We start from the raw sequence: 18,052 nt of genomic DNA on the forward strand, positions 1-18,052 counted from the left end.
AGTTGGTCGGGGGTGCGGCCGCTAGGGCTTTGCATTATAACTGTCTCGTATAGTAGTGACGGACCTGCGAGCGTTAGTGGCTCACAGGTGGTGCGCTGCATTATGCCAGCCCAAAGAGCGTAGCCCAAGCCTATGCTAAAATGCGGCCAGAATTTGTGCGCAATGCAGGGTTACTGCCGCGTAAGTCCACACTACGGTATTTGGAGATAAAATATGACCCACAGCATGACGGGTTTTGCACGCACTGAAGAGGAATTCTCTTGGGGGCGCTTAAGCTGCGAGATTCGCAGTGTTAACCACCGTTATTTAGAGCCTTCAATTCGTATGCCCGATAGCTTGCGTGCAGCCGAAGGCGATTTTCGCGAGCAAATTAAAAAAGCGCTAAGTCGCGGTAAGGTCGAAGTTTCTTTCTTTTTAAAACAGGAAAACAACGACAGCGCGCAAATTAACACAGAGGCGCTAAGTGGTTTGGTGCAGCTTTTAAGCGCTGTGAACAGCAAGGTGCCGAATCCCGCGCCGGTTAATCCTCTCGAGGCGCTGCGCTGGCCGGGCATACTGCAAGCTAACGAGCTTGATGCCGATACTTTGTTAGAAGCAGCAAATGCGATACTACAAAAAACCTTAACAGACCTCCAGAGCAGTCGCGCTCGCGAAGGCTTAGGTTTAGCGCAACATATTCAAGATAGGCTCACCGCCATCAGCGAGCATGTTGCTACACTTCGCACAGAACTCCCCGCTTTAACGGCCGCGCAACAAGATAAACTCAGCCAAAAGCTCGAAGCTTTAAAGGTGGAAGTCGATAAAGATCGGCTAGCGCAAGAGTTAGTGATTATTGCGCAAAAATCTGATGTGGCAGAAGAGCTAGATCGTTTAGATACCCACATTGTAGAAACGCAGCGGGCACTCAAGCAAGAAGGCCCAGTAGGGCGCCGGTTAGATTTTTTAATGCAAGAATTTAATCGCGAAGCGAATACTTTGAGTAGCAAGGCGATAGCCAGTGGCGTAACGCAAGTAGCGGTTGAGCTAAAAGTTTTGGTTGAACAGATGCGCGAGCAAGTGCAGAACATCGAATAACTTTCACAATTCCTGAACAAAAGGTTTACCCCCATCATGAACAGTAATGACTTAGAGTATGTTAAAACCCTCGAGGGTGAAGAACGTTACGATTTTTTTCTGGATGCTGTCGCGCAAGAGCGTGAGATTTGGATATTGATCAATAATAACCAGGAATTCCTAAAAATAGCGTCCGATGATTCGGGCGAAGAGGTTTTGCCTGTTTGGCCCCACGAAGAGCTTGCCCTTGAATACAGCAAGGCATCAGATGAAGTACTAACCCCCAAAAATATCTCTCTGCCAGACTTTTTTATGAAGTGGGTTTCTGGCTTAGAAGGAGACAAATTAAGTGTAGGTGTGTTTCCTGGGCCCGGTGACGATATCTGGGTGATGACACCTTCAGAAGTTAAGAGCGATTTGCAAGATGCGCTGTCGAGTTCTTTTTAGGGGCGTGCACTGAATAAGTTGCTGGAATTTGGTTTTTTGGGTGCTTGCTTGACGAGGCGAAAATATGGCGTAATAGCCGGCTATTGCAAATATTTTTAACGAAGGCAAGCATGCGCCCAGGAATTCAAAAACGGGAAGTTATTTAATGCACGCCCCTTAGGTTGTGGTGGCAACTACCCTGACCCAGGGGGTATCTTGCAAAATACCAGTGAGGGAAGCTGCAGTTAACGGCTTGGCTTTCCTTGCTTTCACGAAAAAAACTATTATTGCTCCGACCCCAAACTACTCGAATTCGAATTTATACCCGACCCCGTAAATGGATTTTAATGGATCGTTTCCATTGTTGGCATCTTTGAGTTTTTTACGTAGGTTTTTAATGTGGCTGTCAATCGCACGATCGTTAATCAGCCGGTTGTCTTCGTGTGCTTTGAGTAATAGTTCGTTGCGTGAAAATACACGTCCGGGGCGTTGTGCCATCGCGGCGAGAAGCCTAAATTCTAGAGGTGTTAAGTCTAAAGCTGTATCGTACAGTATGGCCGAATATGTTTCTGCATCAATCAATAACTTAGAGGTTGTAGTGTTATGGCTGGCCTCAATCGGTCCCACTCTTTTTAAAATAGCCTTCACCCGCGAAACAAGTTCTCTGGGGCTAAACGGTTTACAAATATAATCATCCACACCTAAATCAAATCCTTTAAGCCGGTCTTTTTCTTGCCCTCTTGCTGTAACCATCACAATGGGTGTTTGCAAACTTTTACGTATTTCACTGCAAATTTCGAAGCCGCTTAGATCTGGGAGCATAACATCAAGAAGGATTAGCGACGGCGTCTGTTGTTTAATGTATTGAATAGCATCTAACCCATTTTCAAGCCAGTGGGTTTTGTAACTTTCCCTTTCGAGGTAGTCAATCATTAGCTGCGCTAATTTGGGTTCGTCTTCCACGATTAATATTTGGGTCGGAGTATTTGAGTTTGTCATAGTGTTAGCTACCATCAAATTCAAGGGTGATGCATAAACCGCCGATGTTGGACGGGACCGCCGTAATTTTTGCATTATGTGCGTCGGCTATGTTTTTACATATCGAAAGCCCTAAGCCGTTGCCGCCACTGGCTCTATTCCTTGATTTTTCTTCTCTATAAAATCGCTGGAATATATGTTCAATATTTTCGGGTGAGACGCTGGGTTTTGAATCGTCTATTGTGATCACAATTTTACGACCTTCTCTTTTTACGAAAATAATCACTTGTCCATCGTTGAAGGTATAGCGATAACAGTTTTCCAGCAGGTTTAAAAAAAGCTGCATCATCCTGTCGCTATCGGCAGTGACGTTATACGGCGCTTCGCTTGCTTGAAGTTGTACGTGAATGCCCTTGTCGTCCAATTTGTTGTACATCATGGCAATGGCTTGGGTGATTGGCGTCATAATATCGAGTGGCTGCATGTCGTAGCTTAAATCGCTGGTATCAAAAAGCGAGAGATCAAAGAGGTCCGTCACTAATTTATTGACAATGCGTACCTCGCAGTTGAGTGATTCGAGCGAAGCGGTTGATAGCGGCCTTACTCCGTCAACAATCGCTTCCATTTCGCCAGTCAAAATTGCGAGTGGTGTCCGAAGCTCATGTGAAACATCGGCGATAAAATTGTTTCGCATTTCTTCTTTTTCTTTGTTTAAGCGAATTTTTTCGACATTGATGGCGTTGATGTTATCCCGTTCATCTTTTCTAATTTTTAGCCTAATAGCTGTGTAAAGTAGGAATGCCGTAAGGCTAGCGTAAAGGCTGTAAGCCCACCATGAAAGCCATGGCGGCGTTGCAATGTCGATTGTCAGTGCATCAATATTTTTGCTCCAGCGGCCATCGCTACTTCTACCTTTTACCAGGAAGGTGTATTTTCCTGGTGGAATGTTGGTGTAAGTCGCAGAATTTCCGTTGCGGGAGTAATTCCACTCATTTTCGAAGTTGTCGAGTTTGTAGGCGTACTCATTCCATTGAGCCAGCGAATAACTTAAGGCCGCGAAACCAATCGCAAACATGCGCTGGTGATGGTTGAGGCTAATTTTCTCGTGGTAAAGAATATTTTGCGTAGACGTTTGATGTCCTGCATCTTGCTCGTTAAATGTTTTTAAGTAGGTAATATGAACTGGGAAATCGTCGTTGGTGTTGGTAATATCTTTGGCGTTAAAAAGACTTAAACCTTCTGCGCCTCCAGCATAAATATTGTCATTTTTGTCGATAAGACAAGAGGTACGGTTAAAGTTACTGCTGATTAAACCGTTAGCATTGTTGTATGTTGTGGTAGCCAGTGTTTGAGGGTCAACCTTAATTATGCCATTTTGACTGAACAGCCAAATAAAGCCATCACTCGTCTCTGCGATACAGGCAATGCTGATTGAGGGTAATCCTTGGGCTTCTCCCAGCTGGGTAAAGCTATTGCTGGCATAGTCGTAAATAAACGCGCCGTTATCCTCTGTGCCGGCCCAAATTCGTCCATCTTTGCCTTCATGCAGGCTGCGAATGCGAAAGCTTGGTATGCTTTCGTTATTGATGGGGGTTCGGTTGGAATACAGTATGGGTTCTTTGCCATCTATTCGGTATAGCCCTTCTACGGAGCTAACCCACAAATTATTTTTTGCATCACGCAGTAAAGAGTAAGCGTGCGATATGGTCAGTGGGTGTCCAGAATCTTTGAATTTTTCTCGCGAAAAAGTCTCTGTTTTATGGTCAAAAACCATAAGGCCAGCTTTCCCTTCAGTAGTAAACAGCGTTTTGTCGCCATATTCTATTGAGTCCCAAATATAATCTGAGTCGACGGTATCATTGCGCTTATCCTCTCGGGTTTGGATTGTGGTAGCGTAATGTTTTACCGAGCCACTTGCTTTATTAACAAGGTAAAGTCCGTCGCTCCAGGTTCCAATCCAAAGCTCATCAGCGTTTTTTTCTCTTATTGTGGTTATTGGGCTGTTATTGATGGACCAATGGTCTGGTGATGGCGCGGAGTAATTAATAAAGCTATTACTTTCTGGCAAAAAAAGATTAAGGCCTCCTTCAGTGCCTACCCATATATTATTTTGGCTATCGATAAATACACGAAGAATATTACTGTCACTCAATGTATTTTTTGTATGGGGGATTTTTTTATAGGTTTTTATGTGAGTGTTATGCCTATTGATGATGTCTATACCTGAAGGGTATAGGCTTACCCATAGATTATTATCGTGGTCTTCGACGGTGACAACGGTTTTATTTGAGCCAATGCTTTCCCTGTCGTTACTGTTGTGGCTGTAGTGAAAGAATAAATCCAAATTCGGGTCGTAACCCATTAATCCTCGTCCGTTAGTGTTTGCCCAAAGGCGGTCTTCACTATCGATAAATAAACTCCACACTGATAGTGAGTTTTTCGTTTTTGTTCCATCGTAGTAGTGTGTCATTTCTGTGCGGTTAGGATTTAATTTACTAATGCCTCCTTGCCCCATAGAAAACCAGAGGTACCCCTCTTTATCTTGCGCTATATCGCGAACATCATTGCTGGGAATGGCATTGGGTGTTTCAGGGGTGTTCATGAATCGCCGAACTGCACCAGAGCTTGGCGTGAAATGTATCAAACCTGAATATAGGCTAGCGATCCAAATTGAATCGTCAGATTCAATAAAAATATTATGAAATTCATTATTGTCGCCTTCAAACGATTCGGCGGGCTGAACTGTATGGAAGTCAATATTTTTTCTATCAGCGGACACTATGGCAATTTCGTTAGGCATGCCAATATAAATTTTGTTGTTAGAATCAACGGTAATAGTATTTGTGGTTGTGAGGTGTTTTTTTTGTGACAAAAGCTCGAAGGGGATGAAGTTGTCCTGGCTTTTGTCGAAATAGCACACACCTAATTCGGTCGATAACCAAATAACGCCGGAGTGATCAAGTGCCATGCCATGAAGGTAGCTAGCGCAGGTGCTATGTTGCTGGCTGTTAGTTTTTGGGTATTGCTGAACTTCTATCCCATCAAAGCGATAAATTTGTTCCCCGCCTAACCAAATCATTCCATCTTGATCTTTTAAAATATTAAAAAATGAACCTATGGGACGATGGCTGGCGTTTAGGTTTTCAAAAAGATGTTCAAAGCGAAAGTTAGGTTTTGAATTACCGAGGCTAATGGGTACAAATAAAGAAAAGTAGGTGATCAATAGCGTCAAAAGATAGCGCATGGCGTATTCACGGTTCTTATAGATTCTCAAATGGTTTACTTACTGGGTTGATAACCCTACGGCTCCCTGTGCTAATGGCCTTGCTTTACATCCTTTAATTTTAGTAAGAATAACCCTTCATCGAATATAGGTTAAAGTTGTAAGCGTTAATGTTGTCTTTTGGGTTGCTTGGTAATTTTGTTTGAAAATGCTGATCACCAGAAATTTTATCAATATAGCAGTATAGCTTGCGTTCATTTCTTTTGCGTGCCAAGGGGGTTGAGCGGTTAGTTTGATTGCTCCAGTGTGCCTTTATATTTTGATAATTGTAACTTCTTCGTAGACTTTTAAACGATATGTTAACCCTGTCTCAAATGTGCTTGCTTGCCGGAATTCCACATATTTGCTCCATATTCAATTTATAACATGTGCTTTCCTAGGTTCTATATCCGTATGGCTGAGCGCTTGACAAAGTGTGTGCCAACGGGCAACGAGCAAACAGACTAAGGGGTTTGTGATGAATAACAATAAAAGTAAATCTTATCTGCGGCTATTGAACGGGGTGGCTTGGATTCCAGCCCCCCACATAATGGGCGCTACAGCAGTAGCGGGGCTTGCGCTCACTTTAGGGGCTTGCACTGGTGATATTGCAACAAGCTCATCTTCGGTTGTAACTGCCGTTTCCAGCTCGGCGGATAATGTCGTGTCGTCGGCGCAGCAAGTATCTTCTGCGGCTGCGGCTCAGTTGCTTATACAGGAAAATACGGCAGGATTTTGCGGTTTAGCGGGTGTTATTGAATCCGACCGGCCAGGTTTTACGGGTGAAGGATATAGTAATGTTGACAACGCCGTAGGCGCTTCGGTGACTTGGAGTTTAGCGGTCACCCAGCCTACAACGGTTTCGCTTGAATGGCGCTATAGCAACGGCAATACGACCAATCGAGTTGCGCAGGTTTCTGTTAACGGTTCGGTTAAAGCAATGGGAATACCGTTCGCCTCTACGGGGAATTGGGAAGCTTGGGGTTCCGAAACTGCAACCATAGAACTTGCTGAAGGCAAAAACACATTGGTATTGTCTGCCACGGTTGCTGAAGGGCTTGGAAATATAGATAGCCTATCGGTTGAGGGTAATGGCGTAGTTACCGCGAGCTGTCCTCAAAGCGCCAGTGAGTTACTCTCGGCGGGAAAAACACTTTACCAAATACAGTGCGCTTCTTGTCACGATGATGAGGTGGTAAGTGGTCTTGATGGGATGGGATTATACGACATCGACTTAGCGGCTTATGGCACTGACGTGGCCTTGAGCCAATATATTGCACAGGCTATGCCTAAAGGTACGCCAGCGACTTGCGACATTGATTGTGCCACCGCCGTAACGGCATTTATGCGCAATGGCTATAGGGACGGTACTGAAACAGTCAGCAGTGGTGGTTTCACGCAACCGTTACCAGCGCAGAGCACCATCCGAAAAGTTAAGAATATTTTGACGGGGATGGCTCCGACGAATATGGAATTTTCCACTAACGTTAGCAGTAAAACGGAAATGGAAAAGCTGGTTAGTGAATGGGTGAATACACCGGAATTTGACGAGAAAATGATTTTTTTCTTCTCGAATACTTTTCAGCAAACAGGGTTGGACGTTAGTCAATTTTGGTATCAATTACGTAACCGTCCGGGCGCGTTAAATTTATCGTATGGCATGTATGGTGATTCTGCATTTCCTATGCTCTTCAAAAACATGAATGAAAGTTTTGCTCGTACCGCATTGCACTTCGCTAAAACGGGTCGGTCTTTTGAGGAGCTACTTTATACCGACGAAATAATGATGACGACAGCACTTAAAAGTCTATATATGCAAATTGAGGCTAACTGGGATACCGAGTCCGACAGTAAAGTAATGCGTTGGAAGTTTAATTATGGTCGACGCCCACGCTTAGAGGACACCTTAAACCCCAATCATGCTGACTTTATGCGTTTCGGTTATGCAAAACCGGGCACAATAACAACATCACGAACATTCAATGACGATGGTTGTACAGGCAATACCGGTAAAGAAGGTAATTTCCCCGGTAACGTATATCTTTTCCATGTGTTATTAGGCAGCACTAAGCGGGATACTAAAAATACGGGTTGTTGGGAACGCGCCATTAAACCGTATTTCACACCAGAATTCTTAAGCGATTGGAAAATGACCAAGATCGTGAATGGTGCCCGTATAGAACCTTGGGAGCTTATTAAGCTGCGTGATTCTGGTAATCGTTTGCCGTCTATTGCACCGCGAATTAGCTTTTTTACTACACCTGCATTTTTGGCGAAATGGAATACCAACGACAGTAATGCGCACCGGGTAACGGTAAATCAAGCATTATTAGTTGCGCTAGGCCAAGGCTTTACGAATGCATCGCAAAGCATACCTGTACCGCCAAATACTGCTGCGGTAGATGGTGCACATGCAGTGGATTCCTCGGAATGTTATGCCTGCCATAAAAGCTTAGATCCCATGAAGCAATTTTTTGAAAATTCATACTTCAATAACGATAAGCCTAGCGGTAGAAATGGTGCTGGACCACAGCCTAGCTTTGGTTTTGAAAACGTTACCGCCAACGGAAGAACACTCAAAGAGTTTGGTCAATTTATTGCGCAAGTAGTTGATGAACGTGTATCTGGCGACCCTATTAGCCGTTTTGCACTCGAAATGACGCAGAAGCTGTGTTACTTCGCTAACTCTACCCGTTGTGTTGAAGATGATCCTGAATTTCGCCGTGTAGCACGTGAATTTGAGGCGGGTGGGTTTAAGTTCAAAGATCTAGTTGTCGACTTATATTCATCGCCATTAGTCACTATGGCGGCATCGACAAAAACGTTTGAAGAAGACGGTATAGAGCTGAGCATTGTAAGGCGCGATCAATTATGTCAGGGATTATCCTCACGCTTGAATATCCCCGATGTTTGTCAATTGAGCATGAACTTAATTATGAATAACTCTAAGGCTGGACGATTAGCTGGCGCGTTACCTTACGACAGTTTTAGTCGTGGTGTAGCAGAACCGGTAACGGCAGCTTCACCCAATATCTTTTATCGCGGCGGTAGTGAGCTGCTGTGTGAATATGTTGCAGAGTTAGTCGTCGACGGAAACAAACAGGTGTTCTCTAGCGGTAATGTTGATAGTGCCATTGAGGAAATGGTATCGACGGTGATGGGCATGCCCACAAGTGATCCAAAACATGTGGGTGTGGTCAATCTACTCAAGGATCATTACAACACGGCTAAAGCGTCAAGTAGTAGTACTGATGCCTTACGGTCTACGTTTTCGGCGGCTTGCCAGTCACCGACTTCAACAGCAATGGGAATATAAGGGGAATAATCATGAATATTAAAAGACGTAATCTTTTATTGACGGGCCTCTTTGGTGCTGGGCATGTAGGTATTCGTGCAATGGCAACAGGCTTGCCGGCTTGGTTTTTGGCAAACCCTCGGGCTGCAATGGCGGCCGACCTAGAGTGTGCAATTACCAACTTAGGGCGCGCACAGTTTTTGGTGGTCAGTGCATCAAGTGCCGGCTGTCCTATTAACTGTAACGTACCGGGAACATACGAAAACCCTGCGGTTATTCACCCGAATAAAACAGAATTTGCAGCAACCAATTTAAGCTGGGGATCTAAAAATATTCGTGCGGCTGCGATCTGGGGCGATTTAAATGAATCGGTGCGTGCGCGTACTAACTTTTTTCACCACATCACGTCGGCAACGGTACACGGTGACCATCCAAAGTCGATGAAGCTAATGGGAAAAACATCGAACAATGAGATGTTACCTTCAATTTACGCAAAACACTTGGCACCGTGTTTGGGTACAGTATTAGCCGAGCCTGTTGCTGTCGGTGTGCAAAACAACGGTCTTGAGCGTTTGTCTTATTCTGGCCGTCCGTTAGCCGGCATTAGCCCATTGCAGCTAAAAGAGTTATTAACGGGAAATCCTGCGAGCCCATTAGTTCGACTGCGCTCAATTCGGGACCAAACGCTGGATAACTTGAATGATTTGCTGAAAGATGGCGGCTCACCTGAGCAGCGAAGCTTTTTAGATGCAATGGCCGACAGTCAAGACCAAGTCCGTTTGTTGGCCGATAGTTTATCTTCTACGTTATCAGCAATTAACAGTGATGGGGTTTCTGGCCAGGCGCTGGCAGCGGCTGCTTTAATTTCTGCAAAGGTCACCCCTGTTGTCACTTTGCGAGTGCCTTTTGGTTTGGATAATCATGAGGATGGCGGCTTGTACGATGAGTGGTTTCAAGGTAAAGACCACAATAATTCGAAAACGGGCGTTAAGGGTATCCAAGCTGTTATCGATGCGTTGGGTTCGTTAGACCTACAAGACAGGGCAACATTTGCAACGATGAATGTCTTCGGACGTGATTTGAGTGGCACGCCAAAAGTGAGTCAGCGAAACGGCCGCGATCATTTTGGTAATCATTCGGTGATGGCAATGATTGGTAAAAATATTAATCCAGGAACTACTGGCGGTGTATCGCTGATAGGTAACGGCGTTTATGGCGCATCTGGGATTAATAGTAATAATGGTGCATCCAGCGATGGTGGCGATATTCCTCGCGAAGATACGCATACCAGCGCGGCTAAAACGCTAGGTGTAGCCTTGGGTATTAGTCCAGAGGCATTAAGCAATAACTTTACTGACAATGGTCGAGTTAAACATGTTGGTGCCACAATAAAAGGCTAGCGTAATAACCGGTAAGGGGAGTGCACGGAATAAGTTGCTGGAATTTGGGTTTGTGGGTGCTTGCTTGACGAGGCGAAAATATTTGCAATAGCCGGCTATTGGAAATATTTTTAACGAAGGCAAGCGCGCATCCAGGAATTCAAAAACGGGAAGTTATTTCATGCACGCCCCTAAGGCACGGCTAGTGAGTGCCTTACCGGTTCATCTTCTTTCCCCTTCACAATAAAAAACGTCTCTACGCGTATGGCATAGCTATGCCGTGCACGTCTAAAAATTGTATTTTCATTTTATGGTTAAGGGTGAGCACATTCCGAAACGCAGTGTATAAGTGATACATGAGCATTTGGGAACGACCGTGAAACCAAAAGTAGATTATTAGATAGGGTGTTCAAATACAGGCGCCCTCGTCTAATTGGACAAACTATTTTTGCCTCGCCCCTTACTTGATGTTTCTCCTCTCGGGTATATTTATGAAACAAAAAATGAGTTATCTCTGCACATCAATCATATTACTTTTAATGTCTGGTTGTACTGGCCAAACTTCAGGATCGAGTGCATCCAGTAAGGAACTTGTAGCCAGCAGTACGAGCACTGAAATAAGTTCGGAAACATCCTCATTAGCAGCCTCTACTGCTACTAGCTCAAGCACGCCAACAATGAAAAATACCAGTTTTGTAACAATTTTTGCTATTAATGCTGGGGGGCTTGATGCCGTCGTTGATAATCAATTATTTGAAGCCGACCGCTATTATTCAGGTGGTAGCCTGGGTGGAACTACCGATGCCATTGGTAATACATCGTTCGATAATTTATATCAAACCGAAAGATGGGGGGCGTTTAGCTATAGCTTTCCTGTTGATAACGGCATTTACGATGTTGTGCTGTACACTGGCGAATTTTTTTGGGAAAATGTCGGCGATAGAATTTATTCTGTCGATATTGAAAGCGAGATCCTACTCGAAAATTTTGATGCCTTTGCCATATCCGGACATGATAATGCCAATACCATTAACCTAAATGGCATTTCCGTAACCGATGGTCAGTTGGATATTTACTTCACGGCAAGTGTTGACTCTGCCAATGTGGCGGCTATAGAGATTAAAGGTTTGGCCGGTAGCGCTAATATTCCACCAGCCCCTTTAACAACACCTTTCCCCGACACGTGGATTCCGGTAAGTAACTACTTAAATTACAATAATGGTATTGCGCATGGTCGCATAGAGGTGACTACCTACGATAATGATTTACTGGGTAAAACAGGTGGTAATGGCCGAAAAGCCTCTGTGTATTTACCGCCAAACTATACCCCGAGTAAAAAATATCCTGTGCTTTATGCCTTGCATGGCATTGGTGGTGATCACCGAGAGTGGATGTCTTCTAAGCCGCAAGAAATTCTAGACAACCTTTATGCCGCTAATAAAATTGAGCCTATGATTGTCGTATTTCCTAATGGCCGAGCAATGAATCCCGATAATGCACCGTCGGATCTATTCGGTTCTGTAAATTCACAAGCCTTCTATGATTTTTGGGACAAAGACTTTAAGTCCTATCTTATTCCGCATATCGAAAGTCAATATTCAACCTTAACAGGTAAGAGTAACCGTGCGCTTCTAGGTTATTCGATGGGTGGGATGCAGTCCATGCGTTTTGGGTTGGGTAATCCAGATTATTTTGCTTTTGTGGGGATGTTGGCTCCCGCATTCACCTCGGATGCAAGTGCGCTAACTGCGAATTCTGCAAATAATCAATTTAAGCGAATATTTTTATCAACGGGAACGAAAGATTCCTTAGGCCTACATTCCTCATCCGCGGATGTTCATAATATGTTTGATGCAAAAGGGATTAATCATATCTGGGTGTCTGTTATTGATGGTGGTCATAATGGCGATACCTGGTCGCCGGGATTGTATAACTTTTCGAAAATTTGTTTTAAATAGTTATATTTTAGGGCCGAGGAAAAAATAGTTTATCCAATTTAGGGGAATAGGGCCTGCCGGGAGGGCGGTTGTTAGAATAACGCATCGGGGCAAGGAGGCCCCTTATTAGACATTACAGGAGAAAAATGTCGAGGAGCTATTACCCGCGTTGAGCAACAAAGGTAAGGACGTCGACATCAAGTATTAGTGGGTGAAATAGTGTTCCCTCGCCTCTAAAAACTACACGATATTGTTGTTAGGGCCGAGGAAAAAATACTTTATCCAATAATACTTGTTTCCTGTCTCCTCAGCGGCGTTGCTCAAAGCGTTACATGCCTAGGCATGCGCCTCTTCGAGCGCCTTGCTGAGAAAACAGGCTCCCTCGTCTAATTGGACAAACTATTATTGCCTCGCCCCTTAAGCCTATCGCATTTATTCTACCAAAGAGTATTTCCACATTTTTCATCCATATTCACTGATTAAACTTATGTCTAGAGCTTGCTATTGCTTAACGCTAGAATTAAAAAAATAAGAGGTGTTTACTAATGAAATTTTTGTTTGGAATTGTATTAATGTTGTCGTTAGTCGCTTGCGATGGTGCAACGACGCCTCCTGTAGGGACAACCACTGAGCCACAGTCGTGTGTTCAAACGAATACCTATACCGCAGGTGATACCGTTGGAGTCGAAAATGGTGTCGAATGTATTGTGGACGCAAGCACACCTATCATTGTTGTTACGCCATCTTGTGTGCAGCCTAATACTTATTCGCAAAACGATACTGTTGGCTTTGAAGATGGTCAAGTTTGCGTTGTTAATGACAATACACCGCGCATCGTCATTATTCCCACTTGCTCGCAACAGAATACCTATTCGCCAGGCGACACTTCTGGTTTTGAGAATGGCATGGCTTGTGTTGTTGGGGACACTACGCCTTTGATTGTCGTTGTCCCAGATTGCGTTCAAGAAAACACTTATTTTGAAGGTGATATTAGCGGTGTTGAAAATGGAATAAATTGCGCTGTCAAAAGCACTACACCTTTAACGCCAATTTGCGCTTTTAGAAAATCGGACCCTGACGGCGATGGCTGGGGATGGGAAGAAGAACGCTCATGTTTTATTAATGATACCAGCGTCGCTTCTTGTATAACGGCCGGATCAGACCCTGACGGAGATGGTTGGGGCTGGGAAAATGAGCAGTCTTGTATTGTTGACGAAAATACACCTTCGAGCGGAGCAAACGGCGGCCTTCATGTCTCTGGTCGATATTTGTTGGACGGTAACGGCCAGCAAGTCATATTGCGTGGGCCGGAAATGGTTCATCGATGGGGCGTATACTCCGGTATTACCTCGTTGGGGATTGACGTGGCCTGGGAAGGTGGAAAAAATAATAATGTAGGGGTTACACAAATTCGAGAAATCGCTAAATCGGGTGCTAACGCTATGCGGATATTGGGCGGTATTGGTAATGAATTAGACAGCTTGCTTTATGAGGCTATCGTCAATCAAAAAATGTATGTTGCGGTGGCGCGTGTCGATTGGACAAACCCAGAAATGAAAGCGGTTTTGCAAAAATACGCCAAGTACATCATTTTGCACCCAAGGGGCGAATTTACCCACCAGGATCAACAGTTGTGGCGTAGCGAGGCACGTAATGCCATTAAAGTTATACGTGACCTTGGTTATACATCGCCTATTGAAATGGGGCCAACCGGGTACGGGCAAAACTGGGATACTCTACACCGCTACGGACAGGAAATATCCGAAAGCGACCCGTTGCGAAACACGCTATTCTTATTGCAATTATATTCTGAGTACGCAAATCGTATTCCTCAAACAATGAGTGAAATTGTGAATTCACCATTCCCCGTGATTGTCGATTCTTGTTTGTTTACAAGCCCTTACGGTAATACTCCGAATACCTATAAAGAGGTTTGGGATCAATCTTATGACAACGGACTCAGTAGCTTTTACTGGGACTGGTGGGGCGACGGGGAAGGAAGTTCGATGACGCGTAATGGGTATATTGATAACCTAACTGATGTGGGCGCGTACATTATCCATAATAGCCCCGCCGCTTTAAAAAATACGGTTAAAAATCAATTTATTCTAAATGCTAATGTACAGTGATTGAACTCATTTAGCGCAGACATTCTTTATGTAATACGGCACCTTGTGGTGCCGTATTTTTGTTATAGCTATCGTTAGTAATCGTTAGCTAAAGTTAGCGGTACGCAGCCATTTCTTGGTTTGCTTACCCGCGCCAGTATCGCTACATTTCTCCGTAATATTCCCAATAATTTATTCCAATTGCCGAAGTTTATTATTTGAGTAAAATGCCAAATCAAAAAAATGTGAGCACCTTCTCGGTAAGCTTTTATATTCTCTTTCCCCCCATTTTTTATCCATATTCGTTATTTAGACTATTGCCTAGGGTAGAAGGGGAGCTAGTTTAAATATGCTGATAACAAAAAGCCGCGTCTCAATGGTTTTGTGCGTAATCAGTTGTTTATCGTGTAATTAAAGATGGGCAAAAGTATGACTAAAAAAATAATAATTGTGGGTGGCGGCGTAGCAAGTTGGCTGACGGCATGCTATTTAGGCAAGTCTTTAGGTGGGAATAAGCTAAATAGTGTAAAAATAACGGTTATAGAACCCAAAGAGGGTATGGGTAGCGCTAGTGCCGAGGGTACTTTGCCAGACATTCGTAATGTTCTTGAGCATATTGGTATTAGTGAAGCCACATTTATACGAAAATGCAGTGTTACATTTAAGCAAGGATCAAAGTTTGTAAATTGGCAGCATTCATTGGGTCTGAGTAAAGTAAACGACTATTTCCATTCATTCCAGGATACCGAAGAGCCTGATGGTGTTCAGCTGCTCCCGTATTGGTTGCTTGGAATTCCAAAGCGCGGAGTGAATTGGGATGAGGTAAATACTGCCCAAAAAATTGCTGCTGATGCTTATCGCGCCCCCAAGCTAATATCGAATGTAGACTATATCGCGCCGCTTAACTATGGATACCATTTGGATGTTAAAAAATTCGTAGCCTTATTGCGTGATACAGCATTTGAATTAGGTGTGAACTGCATTGTAGATCGTGTAAAAAATACTGTATTGAATAAGACTGGGCATATAACAAGTGTTGCTATGGAGCGCAATGCACCGGTATCCGCCGATTTTTTTATTGATGGTACCGGCGCGCGAGCTGAACTTATTGGGACTGCGTTAAAGTCACCCCTAAAACCTTATGGTGACAATTTGTTTTGCGACACCATTATTTCGACCAAAATACCCTATGACGAACCGGATGCGCCGATTCCTTCATGTACGACGATAACGGCGCACAGTGCAGGTTGGATATCTGATGTCGGGCTTAAAGACCATCGTGAAATTGCCTGCAGCTATTCTTCTGCACACATAAGTGCCAAGGAAGTAAAAAAAATATTGATGCGTTATTTGGGTGCTAACAATATAAACGTTAGGCTCAGTACCAAAACATTCAAGACTGGATTTCGCCCTGCAAGCTGGGTGAAAAACTGCGTGGCAATAGGGGAAGCTGGTTGTGTGCTTGAACCCCTGGAGTCAACCGGCATTAGTTTTATATCAAAATCGCTAGAGCTATTGACGGCGTTATTCCCTTGGGGTGAAAACACCAATGCAACAGCCGCCCAATACAATGAGTTAATGGCTCGGTGTTATGAGAATACATTTGACTTTATTAAACTGCATTATTGTATTAGCAAACGAAGGGACTCAGATTTTTGGATCGATAATGTTAATACGCGCAGTGTACCTGCTAGCCTTAAAACATTACTGCACCGCTGGAAATTTAGAACACCAATGCGGTTCGACTTCGATAAAAATGCGGATATCTTTACCGAAGTTAGTTGGCAGTATGTACTTTATGGTATGGGTTTTAAGACGGACATGTCTTCAAGGCCTCGATCCAGTGAATGTATCGCAAGTGCAAGAAGTGCATTTATCGATATTCAGCAAAAAGGTAAGTATGCCTGTAAAAAACTTCCCAGCCATCGAGAGTTAATAGAAGCGCTACAGACAAAAAACTTCTCAAAAGTATAGTTAGTAGAAAATTTAATCATGGCATTCTTACTTTTTATAAGTGCTATCAATATTATTGTCTCGCCCTTAACGCCCCTAAAGGCGTAATGATGGGAGAATTTTAGCTGCCCAGGGGGGCGTGCATTCAGGAATTCACAAACGGGAAGTTATTTCATGCACGCCCCTAGGCTTGTAGTTTTCGTATAACTCCGTGATAGGAGTTATTAACATGTGTGCCATCATTGGTTCGGTTAGTCATATTGCCGACAACCGGGTTAGAGTCTGTTACGGGTAAACCCAAGGAATCTGCAATGGTATTGAGCAAATCTGTTTGAGAGGTGTCGGAAATGAAATCGCGAAAACAATTTCTTGGATCGTAGTGACATTGGCCGTTAGCTCGTTTTCTAAAGTCCAAAGATTGGTTTGTTTTGAAGTAACCGCCGGCGCTACCTATAAGTACAGATGGCCAGTTTCTATGATGGTGATCATGAGGGCTTCCCAGGCATGTTCCCCAATACATTACGGTATTGTCGAGTACGCTACCGTTTATGTCAGCAATGTTATCCAGTTTGCTCGCAATGTTGGCAACTTGAGTTGAGTACCATCGGTGAATCGCAGCAAAATCTCTGCTTGCGGTTGCTGATGTGTATATATTATGGCTTAGCTCATGATGGTCCGAAGATGTAGCAGGTTTACCTTGATCGTTCGTTACCCATGAGTAAGTGTGAGTGCTTTCTGTTGCCGCATATTGTAATACTGTAACGGGGGCGATATTACAAGCGATGGCCGCAACCGTGATATCGGCTTGTAAGTTTGCAATAGCCGGAAAATTTTCTTGTCGTGTAAGATAGCTATCGAGGTTGTTGGGTTGGTTGGCCATCGTCGGTATTTGGCATGCGGTTATCGGTGCTGGGGTTGCCATATCGTTGTCACAATATATTCCATGCAATTTGCACTCAAGTTCTCGAATATTTTGTTGATGTAAATCTAATAAGTGTAAATCATCTGTATTTAAGCGACGCTTTACTGAGTTAACCTCTTCAAGTACTGCATCCAACACGCTGCGATTACTCGCAAATCGGCCAACTGAATTATCGGTTAATCCCGAAAACGTTTGATTGAACGCTGACCAAGGATTGTTGTTAGTTTTTTGTGCGCCTGCATCCCCGTTGCCACGAAAGCTGATCCTAAAGTTTTCATAGTTACTTTTAAAGTTATACAGCCTCGGGGCGGCTTGAACGCCTAATAATAGGGGTTTGGTTTTCCAGTGGTCGGCAACTATTTGATCGATGGAGTAACCCTCCCGAAATAATTCTCCACCGGTAAGCCAGCCCACCATACCTAGTTGATGTCTTTCGGCAGACGATTTCGAATAGCCGGATATTCCTTCAAGGATATTAATTTTATTTTTTACGGGCTGCAGGGGTTCTAGTACTTTACTGAGCTGCCAGTTGTTACCTTGCCTGTCGCCAGAGCCGCACGTCCAGCTCGGTTGGTGCATTCCGTGTGGGTGATAAATGGCCAAAAATCGTTTGTTACGCGTTATCTCTAAATCTGCCGCATGGGCCAAGCTTGGTAATGCGCCCAGTAAAGGAAAGCTGGCATATGAAAGCCCGAACTTATTGCAAATGTCTAGGAAATTTCGTCGGTTCATTTTATTC

General features: G+C 44.0%; 10 protein-coding genes. 7 read left to right on the forward strand and 3 right to left on the reverse strand.

What is annotated here, in order from left to right; translation table 11 throughout:
• Positions 1-213 precede the first annotated feature (213 nt).
• Entirely contained in the window at positions 214-1,074 is an 861-nt protein-coding gene (locus AC3A8L_RS06980; protein WP_487961516.1) for a YicC/YloC family endoribonuclease, read from the forward strand.
• 36 nt (positions 1,075-1,110) lie between these two features.
• Positions 1,111-1,500 (forward strand): DUF2750 domain-containing protein, encoded by a 390-nt coding sequence (locus AC3A8L_RS06985; protein ID WP_487961517.1) that lies wholly within the window; start codon positions 1,111-1,113, stop codon positions 1,498-1,500.
• Between the two features lie 282 nt (positions 1,501-1,782).
• Here the strand turns inward: AC3A8L_RS06985 and AC3A8L_RS06990 are convergent, their stop codons facing one another.
• Both AC3A8L_RS06990 and AC3A8L_RS06995 read right to left on the reverse strand, forming a co-directional pair.
• The gene (locus AC3A8L_RS06990) at positions 1,783-2,478 is read right to left on the reverse strand and encodes a response regulator (protein WP_487961518.1); all 696 of its coding nucleotides are present in this window, start codon (positions 2,476-2,478) and stop codon (positions 1,783-1,785) included.
• A 4-nt stretch (positions 2,479-2,482) separates the two neighbouring features.
• On the reverse strand, positions 2,483-5,731 hold the full coding sequence (locus tag AC3A8L_RS06995; protein ID WP_487961519.1) for a two-component regulator propeller domain-containing protein: 3,249 nt from the start codon (positions 5,729-5,731) through the stop codon (positions 2,483-2,485).
• Between the two features lie 466 nt (positions 5,732-6,197).
• Here AC3A8L_RS06995 and AC3A8L_RS07000 point away from each other — a divergent pair, with 466 nt between their 5' ends.
• The 5 genes from AC3A8L_RS07000 (at position 6,198) to AC3A8L_RS07020 (ending at position 16,412) form a co-directional block, all read left to right on the forward strand.
• On the forward strand, positions 6,198-9,035 hold the full coding sequence (locus AC3A8L_RS07000; protein WP_487961520.1) for a c-type cytochrome: 2,838 nt from the start codon (positions 6,198-6,200) through the stop codon (positions 9,033-9,035).
• Positions 9,036-9,046: 11 nt separating this feature from the next.
• Positions 9,047-10,414 (forward strand): hypothetical protein, encoded by a 1,368-nt coding sequence (locus tag AC3A8L_RS07005; protein ID WP_487961521.1) that lies wholly within the window; start codon positions 9,047-9,049, stop codon positions 10,412-10,414.
• Positions 10,415-10,884: 470 nt separating this feature from the next.
• A complete protein-coding gene (locus AC3A8L_RS07010; protein WP_487961522.1) occupies positions 10,885-12,351 on the forward strand; it encodes an alpha/beta hydrolase-fold protein in 1,467 nt (488 codons plus the stop codon).
• Between the two features lie 524 nt (positions 12,352-12,875).
• Positions 12,876-14,459, forward strand: coding sequence for a carbohydrate-binding domain-containing protein (locus AC3A8L_RS07015; protein WP_487961523.1), 1,584 nt, complete (start codon positions 12,876-12,878; stop codon positions 14,457-14,459).
• 408 nt (positions 14,460-14,867) lie between these two features.
• Positions 14,868-16,412, forward strand: coding sequence for a tryptophan halogenase family protein (locus AC3A8L_RS07020; protein WP_487961524.1), 1,545 nt, complete (start codon positions 14,868-14,870; stop codon positions 16,410-16,412).
• Positions 16,413-16,575: 163 nt separating this feature from the next.
• On the opposite strand, the gene AC3A8L_RS07025 is transcribed toward AC3A8L_RS07020, so the two are convergent.
• Positions 16,576-18,045, reverse strand: coding sequence for a DUF1552 domain-containing protein (locus AC3A8L_RS07025; RefSeq protein WP_487961525.1), 1,470 nt, complete (start codon positions 18,043-18,045; stop codon positions 16,576-16,578).
• Positions 18,046-18,052 lie beyond the last annotated feature (7 nt).

This window comes from Marinagarivorans sp., from assembly GCF_982758155.1.